This is a genomic window from Pseudoalteromonas sp. NCCP-2140, assembly GCF_023708065.1.
Lineage (GTDB): Bacteria > Pseudomonadota > Gammaproteobacteria > Enterobacterales > Alteromonadaceae > Pseudoalteromonas.
In genome coordinates, this window is record NZ_BRCZ01000008.1 from 91,187 (window position 1) to 108,205 (window position 17,019).

Annotated in this window: 10 protein-coding genes; 6 read left to right on the forward strand and 4 right to left on the reverse strand. The window is 42.8% G+C overall.

Features of this window, described 5'->3' with window-relative positions:
• Positions 1–58 precede the first annotated feature (58 nt).
• The 4 genes from NFU46_RS15510 to NFU46_RS15525 all read left to right on the forward strand — a co-directional run bounded on the left by NFU46_RS15510 (position 59) and on the right by NFU46_RS15525 (position 4,691).
• The gene (locus NFU46_RS15510; protein ID WP_062565980.1) at positions 59–1,237 is read left to right on the forward strand and encodes a two-component system response regulator; all 1,179 of its coding nucleotides are present in this window, start codon (positions 59–61) and stop codon (positions 1,235–1,237) included.
• Positions 1,238–1,280: 43 nt separating this feature from the next.
• Positions 1,281–2,036 (forward strand): class I SAM-dependent methyltransferase, encoded by a 756-nt coding sequence (locus NFU46_RS15515; protein ID WP_251603024.1) that lies wholly within the window; start codon positions 1,281–1,283, stop codon positions 2,034–2,036.
• A 149-nt stretch (positions 2,037–2,185) separates the two neighbouring features.
• Positions 2,186–4,111 carry a methyl-accepting chemotaxis protein gene (locus NFU46_RS15520; protein ID WP_251603027.1) on the forward strand — a complete coding sequence of 642 codons (1,926 nt, stop codon included), beginning with the start codon at positions 2,186–2,188 and terminating at the stop codon, positions 4,109–4,111.
• Positions 4,112–4,217: 106 nt separating this feature from the next.
• A complete protein-coding gene (locus NFU46_RS15525; protein WP_251603030.1) occupies positions 4,218–4,691 on the forward strand; it encodes a peroxiredoxin in 474 nt (157 codons plus the stop codon).
• 76 nt (positions 4,692–4,767) lie between these two features.
• Here NFU46_RS15525 and NFU46_RS15530 read toward each other — a convergent pair whose 3' ends face one another.
• Positions 4,768–6,897, reverse strand: coding sequence for a S8 family peptidase (locus tag NFU46_RS15530; protein WP_251603033.1), 2,130 nt, complete (start codon positions 6,895–6,897; stop codon positions 4,768–4,770).
• 323 nt (positions 6,898–7,220) lie between these two features.
• Here NFU46_RS15530 and NFU46_RS15535 point away from each other — a divergent pair, with 323 nt between their 5' ends.
• Positions 7,221–8,405 (forward strand): NAD(P)/FAD-dependent oxidoreductase, encoded by a 1,185-nt coding sequence (locus NFU46_RS15535; RefSeq protein WP_251603036.1) that lies wholly within the window; start codon positions 7,221–7,223, stop codon positions 8,403–8,405.
• Between the two features lie 268 nt (positions 8,406–8,673).
• The gene (locus NFU46_RS15540; protein WP_251603039.1) at positions 8,674–9,939 is read left to right on the forward strand and encodes a bifunctional diguanylate cyclase/phosphodiesterase; all 1,266 of its coding nucleotides are present in this window, start codon (positions 8,674–8,676) and stop codon (positions 9,937–9,939) included.
• A 44-nt stretch (positions 9,940–9,983) separates the two neighbouring features.
• On the opposite strand, the gene NFU46_RS15545 is transcribed toward NFU46_RS15540, so the two are convergent.
• From NFU46_RS15545 to NFU46_RS15555, 3 genes are all read right to left on the reverse strand, one after another.
• A complete protein-coding gene (locus NFU46_RS15545) occupies positions 9,984–11,681 on the reverse strand; it encodes a diguanylate cyclase (protein ID WP_251603041.1) in 1,698 nt (565 codons plus the stop codon).
• A 136-nt stretch (positions 11,682–11,817) separates the two neighbouring features.
• Positions 11,818–14,031 carry a catalase/peroxidase HPI gene (gene katG / locus NFU46_RS15550; protein WP_251603042.1) on the reverse strand — a complete coding sequence of 738 codons (2,214 nt, stop codon included), beginning with the start codon at positions 14,029–14,031 and terminating at the stop codon, positions 11,818–11,820.
• A 188-nt stretch (positions 14,032–14,219) separates the two neighbouring features.
• Positions 14,220–16,973 carry a prolyl oligopeptidase family serine peptidase gene (locus NFU46_RS15555; RefSeq protein WP_251603043.1) on the reverse strand — a complete coding sequence of 918 codons (2,754 nt, stop codon included), beginning with the start codon at positions 16,971–16,973 and terminating at the stop codon, positions 14,220–14,222.
• Between the last annotated feature and the right edge of the window lie 46 nt (positions 16,974–17,019).

Below are 17,019 nucleotides of genomic sequence, written 5' to 3' on the forward strand. Positions count from 1 at the left end.
TTCGCAAAATCACGCTCTCGTACTATCCTTCTTAAAAAAGAGTTTATAGGAATTAAGCATGTCAAAACTTGTATTAGCCATTGATGATGATAAATATATCCATCATGTGATTGAGGAATCGCTATCGGGCTTTTGCACACTGATCCATGCTAAAAATGGCGACGAAGGATTAAGACAAGCGTTAAAGTACAATCCTGACATCATTTTACTTGATATCGAAATGCCGGGAAAAACAGGCTTTGAGGTATGTAACGAATTAAAAGCTAACCCGCAAACAAAAGACACACCTGTGATGTTTTTATCGGGTAAAGCTGACCTACCAGACCGTGTAAAAGGTTATAACGCAGGTGCTGCTGACTACATTGTAAAACCATTTAATGCTGAAGAGCTGATGGCACGTATTCGCGTGTTATATCAATATCGTCAGCACTCTAAAAAGCTTAAAAGTGATGTAGAGCGAGCGCAAATTACTGCCGAAATCGCGATGACAGATTCAGGTGATATGGGTCGTATAATGCGCTATGTTGGGCAAAGCTATCATGCACACGATATCAAAGCGTTATCTGAGCATATGTTTGAGTTTTTTAATCCGATGGAGCTCGATGTCGTACTGGCGTTTTGGTATCAAGATGTAGGCATATTTTGTAGTGCTGAGGGCGGGGTGTGTCCACTTGAGCAAGAGCTGCTCGAAAAACATCGTGATGCAAATCGCTTTGTTGATTTTAGCCATCGCACTATTATTAATTACCCTAAAGTGTCGATGCTGATCAAAAACATGCCACTTGATGATGCCCAGCTTTATGGTCGTTATAAAGATCTATTCCCGCATATTCTTGAGGTGACTAACGCCAAAGTACAAGATATGGAAAACAATGAGCGGGCACTGACTCAGGCGCAGCAAATTGGTAACTCGTTTAATGAGTTATCTGATCAAATGTACCAAAACAGTGATTCGCGCGAACATGCTGTAGAGAAATTTGCCGCCCAACTTGATGAGCTAAATAAGTCTATTGAGCAAAGTGGTTTATCGGGCAGCGATGAAGTCGCATTTCACTTGCAGCAATTAAAGCAAACTCAGCTGATTTTTACCTCACTGAATGAAGACTTATCGTTTATAAAGTTTCAGCTAAAACATATTATCGAATCGCGTAGTGAGCTTTTAGCAAGCTTACAAAAAATGGCTGAGCCGAGTGAGACCGAAGATGTGACCTCACAAACGGATATCGAGCTATTTTAAGCCATGCTATACTGGCGGCGAATAATATAGCTCGGAGTTTTGCGTGGTAATTCATTGTCCTTTTAAAGAAATGCGTCCTTATTTAGATGCGATTGAACAGCGTTTTGGTTTGGCCGAATGGGCTGAACAAAATGCAGGCTTTTCGCTTCATTATGACGACCAAGGTCTTAGCCTGAAGAAAAAGGACGAGCCAAAGCTTGGTGCTATTCATGTTGATTTTGTAACGGGTGCTGCAGCTCATCGACGCAAGTTTGGTGGTGGTAAGGGGCAGGCAATAGCTAAGGCTGTAGGGTTAAACAAAGGTGCCACGCCAGTGGTGCTTGATGCCACTGCAGGCCTTGGCCGCGATGGCTTTGTACTGGCATCACTAGGCTGTAAAGTGATTTTGCATGAACGCCACCCAGTGGTTGCTGCGCTATTATTTGACGGCCTAGAACGCGCCTATAACGATGCTGAAATTGGCCCTTGGATGAAAGAAAACATGAGCCTAGTGTTTGGCTCAAGCCATACTTTACTGGCGCAGTGTAACGAAGTACCTGATGTTGTGTACTTAGATCCTATGTTTCCTCATCGTGAAAAATCAGCCCTTGTTAAAAAGGAAATGCGAGTATTCCAAGAACTCGTCGGTGCAGACAGCGATGCCGATGATCTATTAGAATTTGCTTATCCACTTGCCAGTAAGCGAGTCGTCGTGAAGCGCCCTGATTACGCTCCATTTCTAAATGACAAAACCCCGAGTATGCAAATCAAAACCAAGAAGAACCGCTTTGATGTATACGTAAAAGCTGCAATGGTCTGATACCATCCGCAATATTAAGCGAATTGGTATTTATTTAACCCTTTTTGGTTAGTTGATATCGCTTTTACTTGTTATTTTTTACGGTTTACATCAAATTGTCATAAAAGGTTAATATTCTACGCGCGTAACGTTACTTGGGAATATCGTTTATGCGCGTGTCATCATTTACTCGGCTATTGGCCGTTTTACTCACACTCGCCAGTATCTTACTGGCAGCCACCTTGTTCTGGGCCAGTCAAACCTTACTCGGCTTAGAGCAGCAAGATAACGCTTATAATAAGCTGAAAAACACCATCATTATTGATTTAAAAAGTTACCTTGATGATTATTTAGAGCAAGGTGACAGCCAACACTTAAATAAAGCCTCAACGCTGATAAGCGATGTTAAAAAGCAGCATTTAGCTGAGCTACCAAATGATCTAGCGGGTCAACTAAATAGCCAACTGACAGCCCTCGATAAAGACATTAACGGTAAGTATCGCGCTTTAGGTAAGCTATCGGGTAACGAAATGGCACTGCTTGATAACTCGTTAAGACAAATGGCAGGCTCTGCCTCATCATTAATTGGCTATGCAAGTAAAGCACAGCCGCAAACAGCGCTTGCGCTTGAATATTATCAACTTGCTGCTGACTACTACAGCGAAGTGACATCACTTGCTTTGTATACGTACAAGTTAGTGATCAACTTTGATCAAGACACTAAAAACAGCCTTAATCAAAGTGTTGAAAACTTAAATGCCCTTGCTACTAAAATCGACAGACTCGAAAACCTAGGTGTAATGAGTGAAGTGGATGAAGACGCTTTATTTTTTGGCGAAGAAGCAGAAGATTTAGCCGGTGATATTAAAGCTGAGCTAACAAGCTGGCCTAAACGTTTCCCTCGTGATTTAGCATCAACACTTGAGCAAGCTGAGCAACGACAAACCGGCATGCAAGCACTGCGCGAACAAATTGGCGCGTTGTCTGCAACGGTGCTCGGTGCAGAGCAAAAACTAAAAGATGAACAAAGCCAGCTTAAGCAACAAGTGTTTATCGTGTTTTGTGTCGCTATTGGCATGCTGGTGGTTTTAGCGGCGGGTGTGTATTTTGTACAGCGTAACCAAGTGCTTAACCCTCTGCGCCAATTGCGTGATGGCTTTGCCTTCTTGATTGAAAGTAATGAACTTAAAAACATTGAGAGTAAAAACCCAAAAACCGAAGTTGGTGAAATTGCCCATTACTTTAATCAATTAATTGAACGCCAGCGTGGTGAGGCAGAAGAGCGAGCACAAATGCTTAAGGTTATTAATGACTTTATGCTAGAAATGAGCGAGCACTTACATACCATTGCTCAGCAAACGGATGCCAGCCACTCTCAGGTTGAACAAAACCAAGGTTTACTTACTGATATTCAACACATTGGTGAGCAGGTCAATAACATTAATGGTCAAGTTGCTGATAACGCCAAACAAACCTTTGGTGCGATGGAGCAGAGCTTAGGCTTTGCCGAGAGCATGTTAACCGCAAGCTCTCGCACTGAAGAGCGCGTTGAGCAAGGTCTAGATAGCTTAAAAGAGCTATTAAAAGGCGTTGATGATGTTGGCCAAGTTATTGAGGTGATCAAAAACATTGCTGAGCAAACAAATCTACTGGCATTGAATGCGGCGATTGAGTCGGCACGTGCAGGTGAGCATGGTCGAGGCTTTGCGGTTGTCGCTGACGAAGTACGAAAGCTTGCCAGACAAACGCAAGGCTCGCTTGATGATATCAACAATCAGCTAAACCGCCTAAGTGAAAACTCAACCATGGTATCAGAGCAAATTAGTGCACTGGCTACCGATGCCGAGCTACAAACACAAAATGCTCAAGAGCTTAAACGGAATTCAGAAGGCGTTGCCGATAACGCGCAAGATGCTAATAAAGTCGCGTTTGATGCTATGGAGCTTGCTAAACAGCAAAATGCCTTACTCGAAAACTTTAGCCAATCAATGCAGAGCATGAAAGGGCAGGTAAGTGAGTCAAACTCACTGGTTAGTGATATTCAGCATCGCCTACAAGAGCAAATGCACACCATTAAAACCAGCTTAGGTTTATAACTCTTCAAGGGGCGAGCAATGGTTTGCATTGTTTGCCCTTAAATCATGCGGTATTCAATTTTTTGGGTATATACTCTGTACTCTTATTTTCTTTCAAGGAATTACAATGATCGAACAAGGCCAAACTTTACCTGCAGCAACCCTTAGTGAATTAACTAGCGAGGGCATGCAAACCCTATCAACAGAGGCATTATTTGCAGATAAAAAAGTGGTGCTATTTGCGGTGCCAGGTGCATTTACGCCAACCTGTTCAAATGCCCACTTACCAGAGTTTATTACGCTAGCCGATAAAATTACCTCGAAAGGCGTTGATGCAATTTACTGCGTATCGGTGAACGATGCATTTGTAATGAAAGCATGGGGTGAAGCTCATAACGCTGAGCATATTCGTATGTTAGCCGATGGTGATGCAAGCTTTACTAAAGCACTTGGTCTAGATAAAGATACAGCTGGCTTTGGTGGCGTACGTTCAAAGCGTTATGCGATGATCGTTGAAAACCAAACGGTAACAGGGCTGTTTGTTGAACAAGACAAAGAGTTTGTAGTAAGCCGCGCTGAAGCTGTGCTCGAAAAGCTTTAATATCAATATAAATACAAAAAAGCCGGACGTAAGTCCGGCTGAAAAGTCCCAGGGGGGGAACTTAGGAGATCAACTATTAAGGTTGATACTGTGCATCCAATGTTACACCAGAGAAAGTACGGTAAGCATTTAAGCTTAAGTGCCACGTACCTGCTTGTGGATTACTGAATGTACATGTTTCTGCGTTACCGTTTTTGTACGGACGACAGTCATAGCTAGATGACGTTGGTTGGCTACCAAACTTAACGAATAAGTCAGCATCACCTGAACCACCAGACGTCGTAACAGTGAAGCTTGCCATACCTGCTGGTACTTCTAGTGTGTAATGTTTCCATTGACCAGCACTTGCAGAGATATCAGTCACAGTGCCGCCACCTGCTTGTGGTGAACCTGAACCACCGCCAGAAGTTGTTAAATCACCCACAAGGCTAACACCTGAGTATGCAGAGTAACCATTGAGCATTACATGGTAAGTGCCTGCTGTTGGGTTATCGATAGAACATACTTCGTTGTTACCGCCTTTATACGGGCGACAATCATAGGTTGACGTTGTTGGTGCGCTACCTGCACGAACGTAAAGGTCTGCATCACCTGTACCGCCACTCATTGTGAAGGTTACGTTAGTCGCACCTGTTGGCACTTCCATTGTGTAGAAAGTTTGGCTGCTAGCAGAGCCACTTAAACCAGTGAGTGCTTGACCATCTTCTAATACGTTACCCGTTGGTGGTGGCGGTGTTGTGCCTGAGGCTGCTGCAACAGCGGCTGCTGCATCAACAATACCTGTACCACAGCTTGTACATGTTGCTGGGAAAGAACGAGTTGTTGATTTTAAGATGCTTTCGATTTCATCTGGCGTTGCAGATGGTTTAGCTTGCTTGATTAGCGCAGCTACACCCGCAACATGTGGTGCTGCCATCGAAGTACCTTGCGAGTAGTGATATGAATCGCTGCTTGGGCCTGTAGAGCCTGAGTTGTGTGTTGATAAAACACCTTCAGAGTCATTCGCAAAGCTTTGTGCGCCACCCGGTGCTGCAACGTCAATGTTACTACCATAGTTTGAGTAATAAGCACGACCACCGTTACGACCAACAGATGCAACGTTTACAACACCATTACAGTTACCTGGGTTGTAGTTTGCAGAGTTATCGTTATCGTTACCCGCAGCGATTACGATCACACTGCCGTTGTTACGTGCTTGGTTGATAGCGCTTTGTGTTGTAGAGCTACATGAACCGCTACCACCTAAACTCATGTTGATAACATCAGCAGGGTTAGCATTTGCTGGTACGCCAGAAACCGAACCACCTGAAGCCCAGATAATACCGTCAGCAATATCAGAAGTTAAACCACCACATTTACCAAGTACACGTACAGGAACAACTTTTGAGTTGTAAGCAACACCGGCAACACCTTCACCATTGTTAGTCACTGCTGCAACAGTACCCGCAACGTGCGTACCGTGCCAACTTGAGTTTTGCGCACCATGTGTGTAACCACATTCGTTAGCGCTGATTGCATCACCCGGATCGCGTGCATCGCTATCACGACCACCACCATCGTTAGCTACAGACACGTTAGAGATCATGTCATAGCCAGGAAGGATGTTGGCATTTAAATCAATGTGTGGGCGGTAACCTGTATCAAGTACCGCAACAACCACACCGCTACCCGTTGCTGTATCCCACGCAGTAGGAAGGTTAAGACCACCCGCTTGCTCGTAATAGTGCCATTGGTCGTCATAACGAGGGTCGTTAGGCGTTGCAAATGGCTTTAACATTTGGTCGATTTCGATGTATTCAACGTTACCTGTTGCAACCATCTCTTGCATGAATTCTTGTGCTTCTTGAGCAGAAAGTTTTTTATCAGCACGCATTACGTGGTGATTATTCATCGCCATTGCACGAACATATTGTGCTTTTACTTTACCTTTTTTGCTGGTGAAGTTTTTAACAAAGCCTTTTGCTTTTTTGTTCATCATAGTCGGCGTTTGTTCTGCTGCCGACATTGTCATCATTTCGTCACTGTTGTTTTTATACTTGATGATGAATTGTGTACCAAAGCCTTCTTGGCCTTGTAATTTCGCTGCAGTTTCCTGCATAGATGGTGACATTAGTTGGTTTGGAGTAGCCATTGCTGCCGTCGTCCCAAACAACGCAGTCAAGCTCAGTGCAATTGCGCACTTCTTCAAGTTGTTGTTAGTTGTCATAATGATCCCTAGATTGTTATGTAAATCTCCACGATATTTTTCGCGAAGGGGGACAAAGGTAAAATAAATGTAAATATAGTTAAAATATCGTTTTATTATGATTGTCTCTATTTTGGTTATAACTAAGTGTATAGACGTCTAAATTAGTCTTTTTATGGTGTTTTTTAGTTGTTTTCTCATAATAAAGTTATAATTTTGCGGTTTTGAGTTTTTACTTTATTTCGTTTTTTGGTTTTATCTTTTTTGTAAAAACACCTCAGTGTTAACACAGCAGCGACAATAACTTGTTATAATCAGCTAAATTTTTTTAGTGAGTATGAGTAATGACCCAAGTAGATGTAATTGTGATTGGCGCCGGTGCCGCAGGTTTGATGTGTGCTGCACAAGCAGGCTATCGTGGTCGCAATGTTACTGTGCTTGATATGGGCAAAAAGCCGGGCCGTAAAATATTAATTAGCGGCGGCGGGCGTTGTAATTTCACCAATGAAAACGCAAGCCCAGACAACTACTTGTGTGGCAACCCTCACTTTGTAAAATCGTGTTTAAGTCGTTATACCCAGCATGACTTTATAGAGCTGGTGGACCGTCACGGCTTGGCGTATCACCATAAAACGCTGGGCCAGTTATTTTGTGATAACAGTGCTCAAGATATCGTCGACATTCTTTTAACTGAGTGTGAGTGGGCGGGTGTAAACATAGCGCTGCGTAACGAAGTACTCAGCGTGACAAAAACCGATGCGGGCTATGAAGTTATTACCGAGCAAGACAGCTATCAATGTGAGTCGTTAGTTGTCGCATCGGGCGGATTAACCATGCCTAAGCTCGGTGCATCACCAATTGGTTATAAAATTGCCGAGCAATTTGGTTTAACAGTGCTACCAACCATGGCGGCATTAGTGCCATTTACGTTACACCAGCATGATAAAGAGCGCTTTGATGGGTTATCGGGGATCAGCATTCCTTGTCTGGTTACCAGTGAAGATGGCACCCAGTTTAAAGAAAACATCTTGTTTACTCATCGTGGCCTTTCGGGCCCAGCTATTTTACAAATCAGCTCTTTTTGGCGTGCAGGGCAAACTGTGTACATCAACTTGTTACCCGAGCTCGATTTAAAACAGCAGCTTGAACAGTGGCGTCAAAGCCAAGGGCAAAAGTCACTAAAAAATACCCTTGCGACAATTTTACCAAAGCGTTTTGTTGAAATGCTGCACGATACTAAAGCGATCCCTGATTGTAATGTAAACCAGCTAAGCCATGCGCAAATCGACGCGTTACATGACTACATTCACAATTGGCAAATTAAGCCAAACGGCACAGAGGGTTACAGAACAGCCGAAGTCACGCTTGGCGGTGTAGACACCGACGAGTTAAGCTCAAAAACCTTCGAAGCGAAAAAGTCACCGGGTCTCTATTTCATCGGCGAAGTCACCGACGTCACCGGTTGGCTAGGCGGCTACAACTTCCAATATGCTTGGAGCTGCGGCTTTGCAGCAGGGCAGTATTGTTGATTTGAGTTTCTAGTTGCTAGTTGCTAGTTGCGAGTTGCAAGGGGAAAGATGTTAGTGGTTAGTGGTCAGGTCACAGGCGCTAGGCTCTAGGAACTAGGTTCTAGGGTAGCACTTGCTTGTAGGCCGTGCTTTAGCGCGTTTTTTATGACGCCATAAATGAAGACCTACATAATTTAGCTTACAACTCTCCGCTTAAAGCTAACTTCCGATTTATAGTCTATTCTTTCATTTTACTGAGTAGTAATAATGTATTGGACTCGGGTTGCCCATGAAACTTAATGACGTACAGATGTTTGTTAATCCTATTTATCGGTTAATAGAAATTACACCTATCCCTGTCATTGTTTCCTCGCCTAGCGGCAAACTCGAATATGCAAACCCGGCACTAAAACAACTATTAGGTTACGAAGGCGATGAAGTGTACGCTGATGATGTTGTTATAACTCATGCTGATGACAGAGAGTTAAATAAAGCTATTCGTGCCAAGCTTAACCAGTTTCCTGAGCAGCCCCTACAAATCGAAAAGCGTTACATGCATAAGTTGGGTCATGCTATTTATTGTCAGCTAAATATTGTTGCCGAGATGGATAATGACGGTAATGTTGTGCGTTATATTTCGCAAATTATTGACTTAACAACAGTCAATAAAGAGGCGGCCGCGGATATTTTGTTGACCCATTTGGTTGATAAATCGAATGATGCCATCTTTGTTGCAACCCCTCAGTTTGGTCAAATCCTTAATTGTAATCAATTTGCTTATAGGTGCTTAGGTTATGAAAAGGAGGAGCTTTTAAAACTAACCATTCCAGACATTAACCCTGACTACGATACCAAGGCTAAATGGCAAGAAAGGGTGGCGCGTATAAAAGCTCAAGAAACCACTATTTTTGAGTCGTGCTTAAAACAAAAAGATGGTCAGGTTTTTCCTACAGAAGTGAGTGTGTGTCATATCGACCATCAAGGGAAAAGCTATCTACTTGCGATTGTGCGTGACATTTCAGCTCGAAAAAATAAAGAGCAGGCTTTGATTGAGCTTGCGAATCTTGACCCGCTTACTCATTTACCGAACCGTCGTTATCTAGAGCTATTATTAAATGATGTATTTAGTGAAAATGGTGATGTGGCTGAAGGAATGGGCTTTATTTATATCGACTTAGATGATTTTAAACAAATCAACGATCAGCATGGTCATGCACTAGGCGATGAAGTTTTGGTATGGGTTGCAAAGCAACTTAAAGCTGCCGTCAGAAGTACCGATTATGTGATAAGAATGGGGGGAGATGAGTTTTTAGTGACTATTTCAGGTGTAACTAACACGACGATTCTGAATCGCTTGGCACATAAAATTGCGGATCAATTTTCAGCCCCTTTTAGTTGTAAAGGTAAGTCAATTGAAGTCACTGCGAGTATTGGTGTGACAGCGCATTTTATCGGCGATGGTGTGTATGCAGCAAACCAGCTAATAGAAGAAGCGGATGCGGCTATGTACCAAGCTAAAAAGCAACCCGGAACAACCATCATTCATTTCAGCTAATGGTTTTAACGCCTTATGTTGCTCTGAAACTTGAAACTTTCCCCTCAAGCAGCCACTTCAACACAATTACGGCCGTTACTTTTCGCTTTATACAATGCTTTGTCGGCAATGGTGAGGGTTTCTTTCACGGTTGTTGAAGCATGAGCTACGCTGTGTACACCAATACTCACGGTAAATTGCACGGTTTGCACCTCATCAATGGTGATGTAGGTTTCTTGGGCTTTTTGGCGAATTCGCTCGGCAATTTGCTTAGCATCAAGTAGGTTACAATTGAGTAGTAACACAAACTCTTCGCCGCCGTAACGGCAGGCTATATCAGCAAGGCCTTGCTCTGAGGTGAGTATGTTGGCAAATGCGATAATGACTTTATCGCCAACATCGTGGCCGTATGTGTCGTTAATGTTTTTGAAGTGGTCGAGATCAGCAATTAGCAGGGTTAACTCTTGCTGATTGCTTGCCATAGCAGCAATGAGTTCTTCACTTTTTCTGTCAAAGTAACGGCGGTTGTAAAGGCCAGTCATAGGATCTGTATCGACCAAGCGATTGAGCTCAGTTTGCTGTGCTTTAATTTTTTCGAGGCTCTTAATTCGATAAGAAAGAATAAACGCCATCATTAAGGCTTCGAGCAAAATACCTATGCCTACACCGTGGCTATTTATCACGTTTGCGTCGCTGATCCCCTTGTAATAAAGCACCGCCAGCATATTGAAAATAACGAACATAGAGTGGCCGAGCAAAAAGTATTTTGCTAGCGGGTTTCCTTTGCGCCACAGCGAAATAGATACTCCAAATGTCACCGTCATCATTAAAGCTGCCAAGCTACTGGCAGGTTTTAATGCCCCCACAATATCGAACAAGCTATAGATAAAGTCAGCAACCAGTAGGAACAAGATAATCGACAGCGCGATATGCTCTTTAGGGTAATGCTTTTTGGTTTCGAAAATGAGCATTACAAAAATTACTAAAAAGCTTGGCATGCTCAGTAAGTTAGAATTGAGCTGTAATAGCTCAGCACTAAAAATACCAAAGAAGTTAGCAGCAACGCCATAAGACAGCGCCACCCACACTGTGCCAGAGATAAGATACAGGGCGTAAACAATGTTCTCGATTTTACGTGCCGATAAATACAAGAAGAAGTTATAAATCATCAGCGCTAACATCATCCCGACAAGCAGCGCAATGTAATTACCATTCCCAACAAGGGCTCGCTTTGAATGCTCTTCATCATAAATCGTTAATGCAAACCACTGATGTGAAAAGGTCACGCTTTTTACGTAAATTGTTTTTTGTTGGTTGGGGGCAATATAAAACGAAAACACGGCACTGCCACCAAACATATTGGCTTTAGGGCCTGTTTTATCAAGTTGTATAACCGATTGGTTTATCAGTTGTGCTGATTGCGTTTCGTAAAAGCTGACTTCTTCTAAATGATAGGCATCTGGGTTATGCACAAATAAGCGTAGGGTATCGCTGTAGCTATTTTTTATAACTATTTTTGACCACGTTGTTTTAGCGTTAGTGCCCAAAGTAAGCTCGTTTTTACTGTTGATAAAATTTTGCTGCTGAACTTGTGAAAGAGGCATAGTGCCTGTGCTATCAATAAAATAGCTCATAGCAAATTGAGTGAGGTCAACGCTACGTTGATCGATATTAACAATCGGGGAGTTATCTGCACGGCTTTGGGTCGTCATGCTTAGGCATAATGAGTAGATAACAAAAAGCAGTAAAAAACGCGCAATCATCCCTAATGCCTGTGTCCAAATAAATATAATAATAAAGTTTTATTTTTAACGTAAACCGCTGCCTTGTCGAGTAAATTATCAACGAAAATAAAAAAAGCCGCTAACTTAGCGGCTTTGTTGGTTGCGAAAATATGGGTTAACGTAGGTCGAAACGATCTAGCGTCATTACTTTAGTCCATGCTGCTACGAAGTCATCAACGAACTTCTGTTTAGCATCGTCAGAGGCATACACTTCAGCAATTGAACGTAGCTCTGAGTTTGAACCGAAGATTAAATCTACTGGTGTTGCTGTCCACTTAAGTTTGCCTGACTTACGGTCACGGCCTTCGTAAACACCTTCCTCAGAAGATTTAGACCACTTCGTTGACATATCTAATAGGTTAACGAAGAAATCGTTGCTTAATGTGCCAGGTTTTTTCGTGAATACACCGTGTTTAGTTTGGTCAGTATTTGCGTTAAGGGCACGCATACCACCCAGTAATGCAGTCATTTCTGGTACTGATAAGCTTAGTAAATCAGCACGTTCAACTAACATTTCAGCCGGTGATTTCCATGCTGAGCTGTAGTAGTTACGGAACGCATCTGCTGTTGGCTCAAGTACTTCGAATGATTCAACGTCAGTCATTTCTAATGACGCGTCCATACGACCTGGCTTGAACGGTACTGCGATAGAGAAACCTGCGTCGCTTGCTGCTTTTTCGATTGCAGCCGCACCACCCAGAACAATCATATCTGCAAGTGAAATTTCTTTACCGCCAGATGTTTTTTTGTTGAACTTAGTTTGGATTTTCTCAAGTTTGCTAAGTACTTTAGCTACTTCTTTCGGGTTGTTTACCGGCCAATCTTTTTGCGGAGCAAAGCGAATACGTGCACCGTTTGCACCACCACGCATATCTGTGTCGCGGTAGCTTGCTGCTGATGCCCAAGCAACACGTACTAGTTCAGATACAGATAAACCTGAATCTAAGATGCTAGCTTTAAGTGACGCGATATCTTTGCTGTCTACTAGTTTGTGATCAACTGCAGGGATATAGTCTTGCCAAATTAATACTTCTTCTGGCACTAAGTCACCTAGGTAACGAGCACGTGGACCCATATCGCGGTGGTTTAGTTTGAACCATGCTTTAGCAAATGCCAGTTCGAACTCTTTCGGGTCGTTTAAGAAACGCTGTGAGATCTTACGGAACTCAGGATCTGCTTTTAACGCGATATCAGTTGTGAACATGATAGGCGCATGACGCTTACCTTTAATGTGCGCATCTGGCACTAGGTTAGACGCTTGACCATTTTCTGGGATCCACTGAGTCGCACCCGCAGGGCTCTTAGTTTTAACCCATTCAAAGTTGAATAAGTTTTGTAGGTAGTTGATTGACCAACGTGTTGGTGTCACTGTCCATGCACCTTCAAGACCTGATGTGATGGTATCTTCTGAGTGACCTTTACCACATTTGTTTTTCCAACCTAAGCCTTGCTCTTCGATACCTGCTGCTGCTGGCTCTTTGTCTAAACACGTCGCTTTTTTCGCACCGTGTGCTTTACCAAAGCTGTGACCACCGGCGATTAGCGCAACGATTTCTTCATCGTTCATTGCCATGCGGCCGAATGATAAACGAATGTCTTCTGCAGCTAGAAGTGGATCAGGGTTACCGTGAGGGCCTTCTGGGTTTACATAGATTAAGCCCATCTCAACTGCTGCTAATGGGCCTTTAAGTTTGCCTTTTTTGTCACGACGTTCGTCAGTTAACATTTTGCCTTCAGGGCCCCAGTATACGTAATCTGGTTCCCAATCGTCTTCACGACCACCTGCATAACCGAAGGTTTTGAAGCCCATTGATTCAAGCGCAACGTTGCCTGTTAACGCCATTAAGTCAGCCCAAGAAATGCTGCGACCGTATTTTTGTTTTATAGGCCAAAGTAAACGACGCGCCTTATCAAGGTTCGCGTTATCAGGCCAGCTGTTTAATGGGTCGAAACGTTGTTGACCACCGCCTGCGCCACCACGACCATCAAAAGTACGGTAAGTACCTGATGCGTGCCACGCCATACGGATGAAGAACGGACCATAGTGACCGTAGTCAGCAGGCCACCAATCTTGAGAATCAGTCAATACTTTCTCAATATCAGCTTTCACTGCGTTTAGGTCTAACTTTAAGAATTCTTTTTTGTAATCAAAGTAAGGACCCATAGGATCAGACTCTGCGCCATGGGCACGAAGTTGGCTAAGATCTAATTGCTCTGGCCACCAGAATTGGTTTGATTTGATATCGTTTGTAGCTTGTACGCCTGTTGCCACCAACAGTGATACCGCAACAGCTACTTTAGACAAAGCTGACGTTGATTTCTTAAACATTGTGTTGTCTCCAGTTAGAAGTTGGGTGAAATATAGAGTTGTTCTGATTAACTTTCCACTTACAAACTGGGGTTTAAATCGATTGATAAAATCGAAAAAATAGATGGTGTGATTGATTTTATAGAACAAAGCCAGCAAAAATGCTGGCTCTGGGGAGGTGTGCAGTAAGCTTAAATTTAGCTTATTGCTTATTCTTCAATAAATGGTACGCCGTTTTTGATCCACTCAGCGGCTGGTTTGCCTTTTAAGTAATGATCAAAATATTCCATCATGCGTACTGAGAAATCCACTTGGTTAGGGAATTTCTTCAGGTGATGTGGTTCACCTTCGTATTGTAAGAAGGTGGCATCTTTACCTGCACGACGAAGCGCGAGGTAATATTGAACACCTTCGTGCCATGGCACAGCGTCATCTTTGTCGCCAAACATAATCAGAATTGGGGTATTCACTTTATCGGCGAAGAACACCGGTGAGTTTTCGATATATAGCTCTGGCGCTTCGAATAACGTTTTACCAATGCGGCTTTGCCCTGTTTCGTATTGGAACTGACGCGCAAGACCTGATTTTAAGCGAATACCACTATAAGCACTGGTCATGTTAGATACTGGCGCACCCGATACAACCGCCTTAAACATATCTGTTTGCGTGATCATAAAGGCACTTTGGTAGCCTGCCCATGAGTGACCTTGTAAACCAATTTTATCTGGATCAGCAATGCCTAAATCAATTAACTTTTGAGTGGCGTTGATCATCGTTTGGGTTGACGATTTACCCGGATGACCAATTTCAAAACGGATATCAGGTAAGAAAATCGCATAGCCATTTGAAGTAAACATCGGGAAGTTAGGACGATGATTTAATTCCATTTTCGGGAAGTCATACATGCGTTGGCTCATATAGCGGTAGAAGTACACAACCACTGGAACCTTATCACCTTTTTTGTAGCCCGCAGGCTTAATTAATACGCCTTGTAAATCTTCCCCATCAAACCCTTTGTAGCTAATAAGCTCAGGTTTTTCACCCCATGCAAAGTTGCTAATTTGTGGGTTAAGGTTGGTAACACGCTGTGGCTTTTTGAAGCTAAAGTCAGTTTGGTAGTAATCAGGGAATTGCTGATATGTTTGCGCAGTAAATAGGTATTTGTCGGCATTTTTCGCCTTTTTAACTACATCATAACGCTTTTTACCTGAAAGTGCTTTGCTCACTTTATTGCTTGATAAGTCGAGTTTGGCAATTTCAGTTTGCTTATCTTGCAGGTTAGTTGCGCTTAGCAATAATGTTTCGTCTTTGGCAAAGCCCACTTGGTCTTTATCAAGTTTAATAACACGATATTGGGTATTGGTTTCTTTACCTTGAGTTAAACGGGTTGCTTTTTGTGTTGCGACATCAAAAGCCCAAATATCAAATTTACTGTAAACCAGTACTTGGCTGCTGTCGTTTAACCAGCCAGCAAAACCATAACCCGGTTGAGGCGAAGGGTAGTCATGTTTATCATCAGCAAAAATAGCGTTAATTGCTTTAGATAAGGTTGAAACCTTGTTGTTACCTAAATCTTTGAGCTGTACTTGGCTGTCTTGGAAAAATGCCGCAAATTGACCATTAGGCGCAAGGCTTGGTCTAAACGGGTAGTCGCTGACAATAGCGGTTTGTTTACCGGTTTTAACATCAACACTGAAGTAATCTGCGTAAAAACCGCCATACATAACACGTTCTAGGTAAGGTCGGTCTGAATAGCCTAATAGCGCTTCGCGATGAGTATTTAGCGAAACCTCAGGCATGTTCGGCGTGCTTAACTGCACAACGTGCTGACCATTTACATGATATACCGCTTGGTAGTGACGAAGCTTATTCGCTTTGTTCCATTGTTGCTCTTCGCGTGGCTTAATTTCAGCGTCTTTATTGTGCCAAACGTTAAGGCCCTTTTGGTCGCGAATGGTATCGAAATCATATAAAGAGGCTTCATCTTTGTATTCTTTTAGGGCAACTTTTGCAGCGAGTTTAGGGTGATTTTCAAAGTATAAACGAGCACCATCTTCAGACCATTTTAGCGATGCTGTTTTGCCAATAGTCCAGCTGCTATCTGCAGAATTAATGGTTGAAAGTGCCCCATTTTGTAAAAGCTGTAAGCTGTGGTCACGACGGCGTGTATCATCATTAACGTAATTACCAATTAACAGCGCTGCGGTATTGCTGTTTGGTTGCCAAGCTATTTTATTTGCCACAACGCCCGGCTCATCAATCAGTACACTCGTTGCAAAGCCATTATTAAGATCAACTAATACAACTTGGTTGTCGGCACCATCACTGTAGCTTTGGCTTGCTAATAATTGCTCGCCAGTGCTACTCATTGCATAACTAAATACATTATCTACAGTGTGAGTGGTTTTGTCTTGAAGGTTAACAAGCACTAAATCAAAGCTTTTATCTTTTTTGTCTGGCTTGATTTCGCTGCTGTTTTCATCTTTTTCTTCGCCGCCTTTTTTATCTGCTTTCTTATCTAGTCGGTAAGCAAGCCATACACCATCATCTGATAACGCATAGTCTTTTACATCGTTAAAGGTTTGTTGCTCACCATTTTTAGTATTTACTAAAACAAGGTTGTTTTTTAGCTCATCTTTTTTCTTGGTAGTTTCTTTTTCAAGTAGGGTAGGTACCTGAGTAAAAGCCACCCAGTTTGCTGCTTTATTAATAGTTGGGCGAGTACCGCGCTCAACGCTAGTTAGCAGGGTGTTGTTGTTTAATGTATAAACCTGACCTTGTGCATTACCGCGATAAGGGTCGGCACTAAAGCTAAGAATTTGGCCATCTTCAGAAAGTTGGGTGCCTTTTGCGTATTTAAAATCAAACACGTCTTTAAATTGCAGAGCTTCTTTCGCACTAACCTGTGCACTACCAAGGCTTGTTACCAAGGCTAAGCTCAAAAGTGATAATTGCGCTTTCATTCATCTTTCTCGTTGTTTTTAAATTGATGCACCCAGTGTAGCGTTT

Coding starts and splice junctions, on each gene's coding strand:
- NFU46_RS15535 (WP_251603036.1), top strand. CDS start 7,221: ATGACCCAAGTAGATGTAATTGTGATTGGCGCCGGTGCCGCAGGTTTG.
- NFU46_RS15530 (WP_251603033.1), bottom strand. CDS start 6,897: ATGACAACTAACAACAACTTGAAGAAGTGCGCAATTGCACTGAGCTTG.
- NFU46_RS15510 (WP_062565980.1), top strand. CDS start 59: ATGTCAAAACTTGTATTAGCCATTGATGATGATAAATATATCCATCAT.
- NFU46_RS15555 (WP_251603043.1), bottom strand. CDS start 16,973: ATGAAAGCGCAATTATCACTTTTGAGCTTAGCCTTGGTAACAAGCCTT.
- NFU46_RS15540 (WP_251603039.1), top strand. CDS start 8,674: ATGAAACTTAATGACGTACAGATGTTTGTTAATCCTATTTATCGGTTA.
- NFU46_RS15520 (WP_251603027.1), top strand. CDS start 2,186: ATGCGCGTGTCATCATTTACTCGGCTATTGGCCGTTTTACTCACACTC.
- NFU46_RS15525 (WP_251603030.1), top strand. CDS start 4,218: ATGATCGAACAAGGCCAAACTTTACCTGCAGCAACCCTTAGTGAATTA.
- katG (WP_251603042.1), bottom strand. CDS start 14,031: ATGTTTAAGAAATCAACGTCAGCTTTGTCTAAAGTAGCTGTTGCGGTA.
- NFU46_RS15545 (WP_251603041.1), bottom strand. CDS start 11,681: ATGATTGCGCGTTTTTTACTGCTTTTTGTTATCTACTCATTATGCCTA.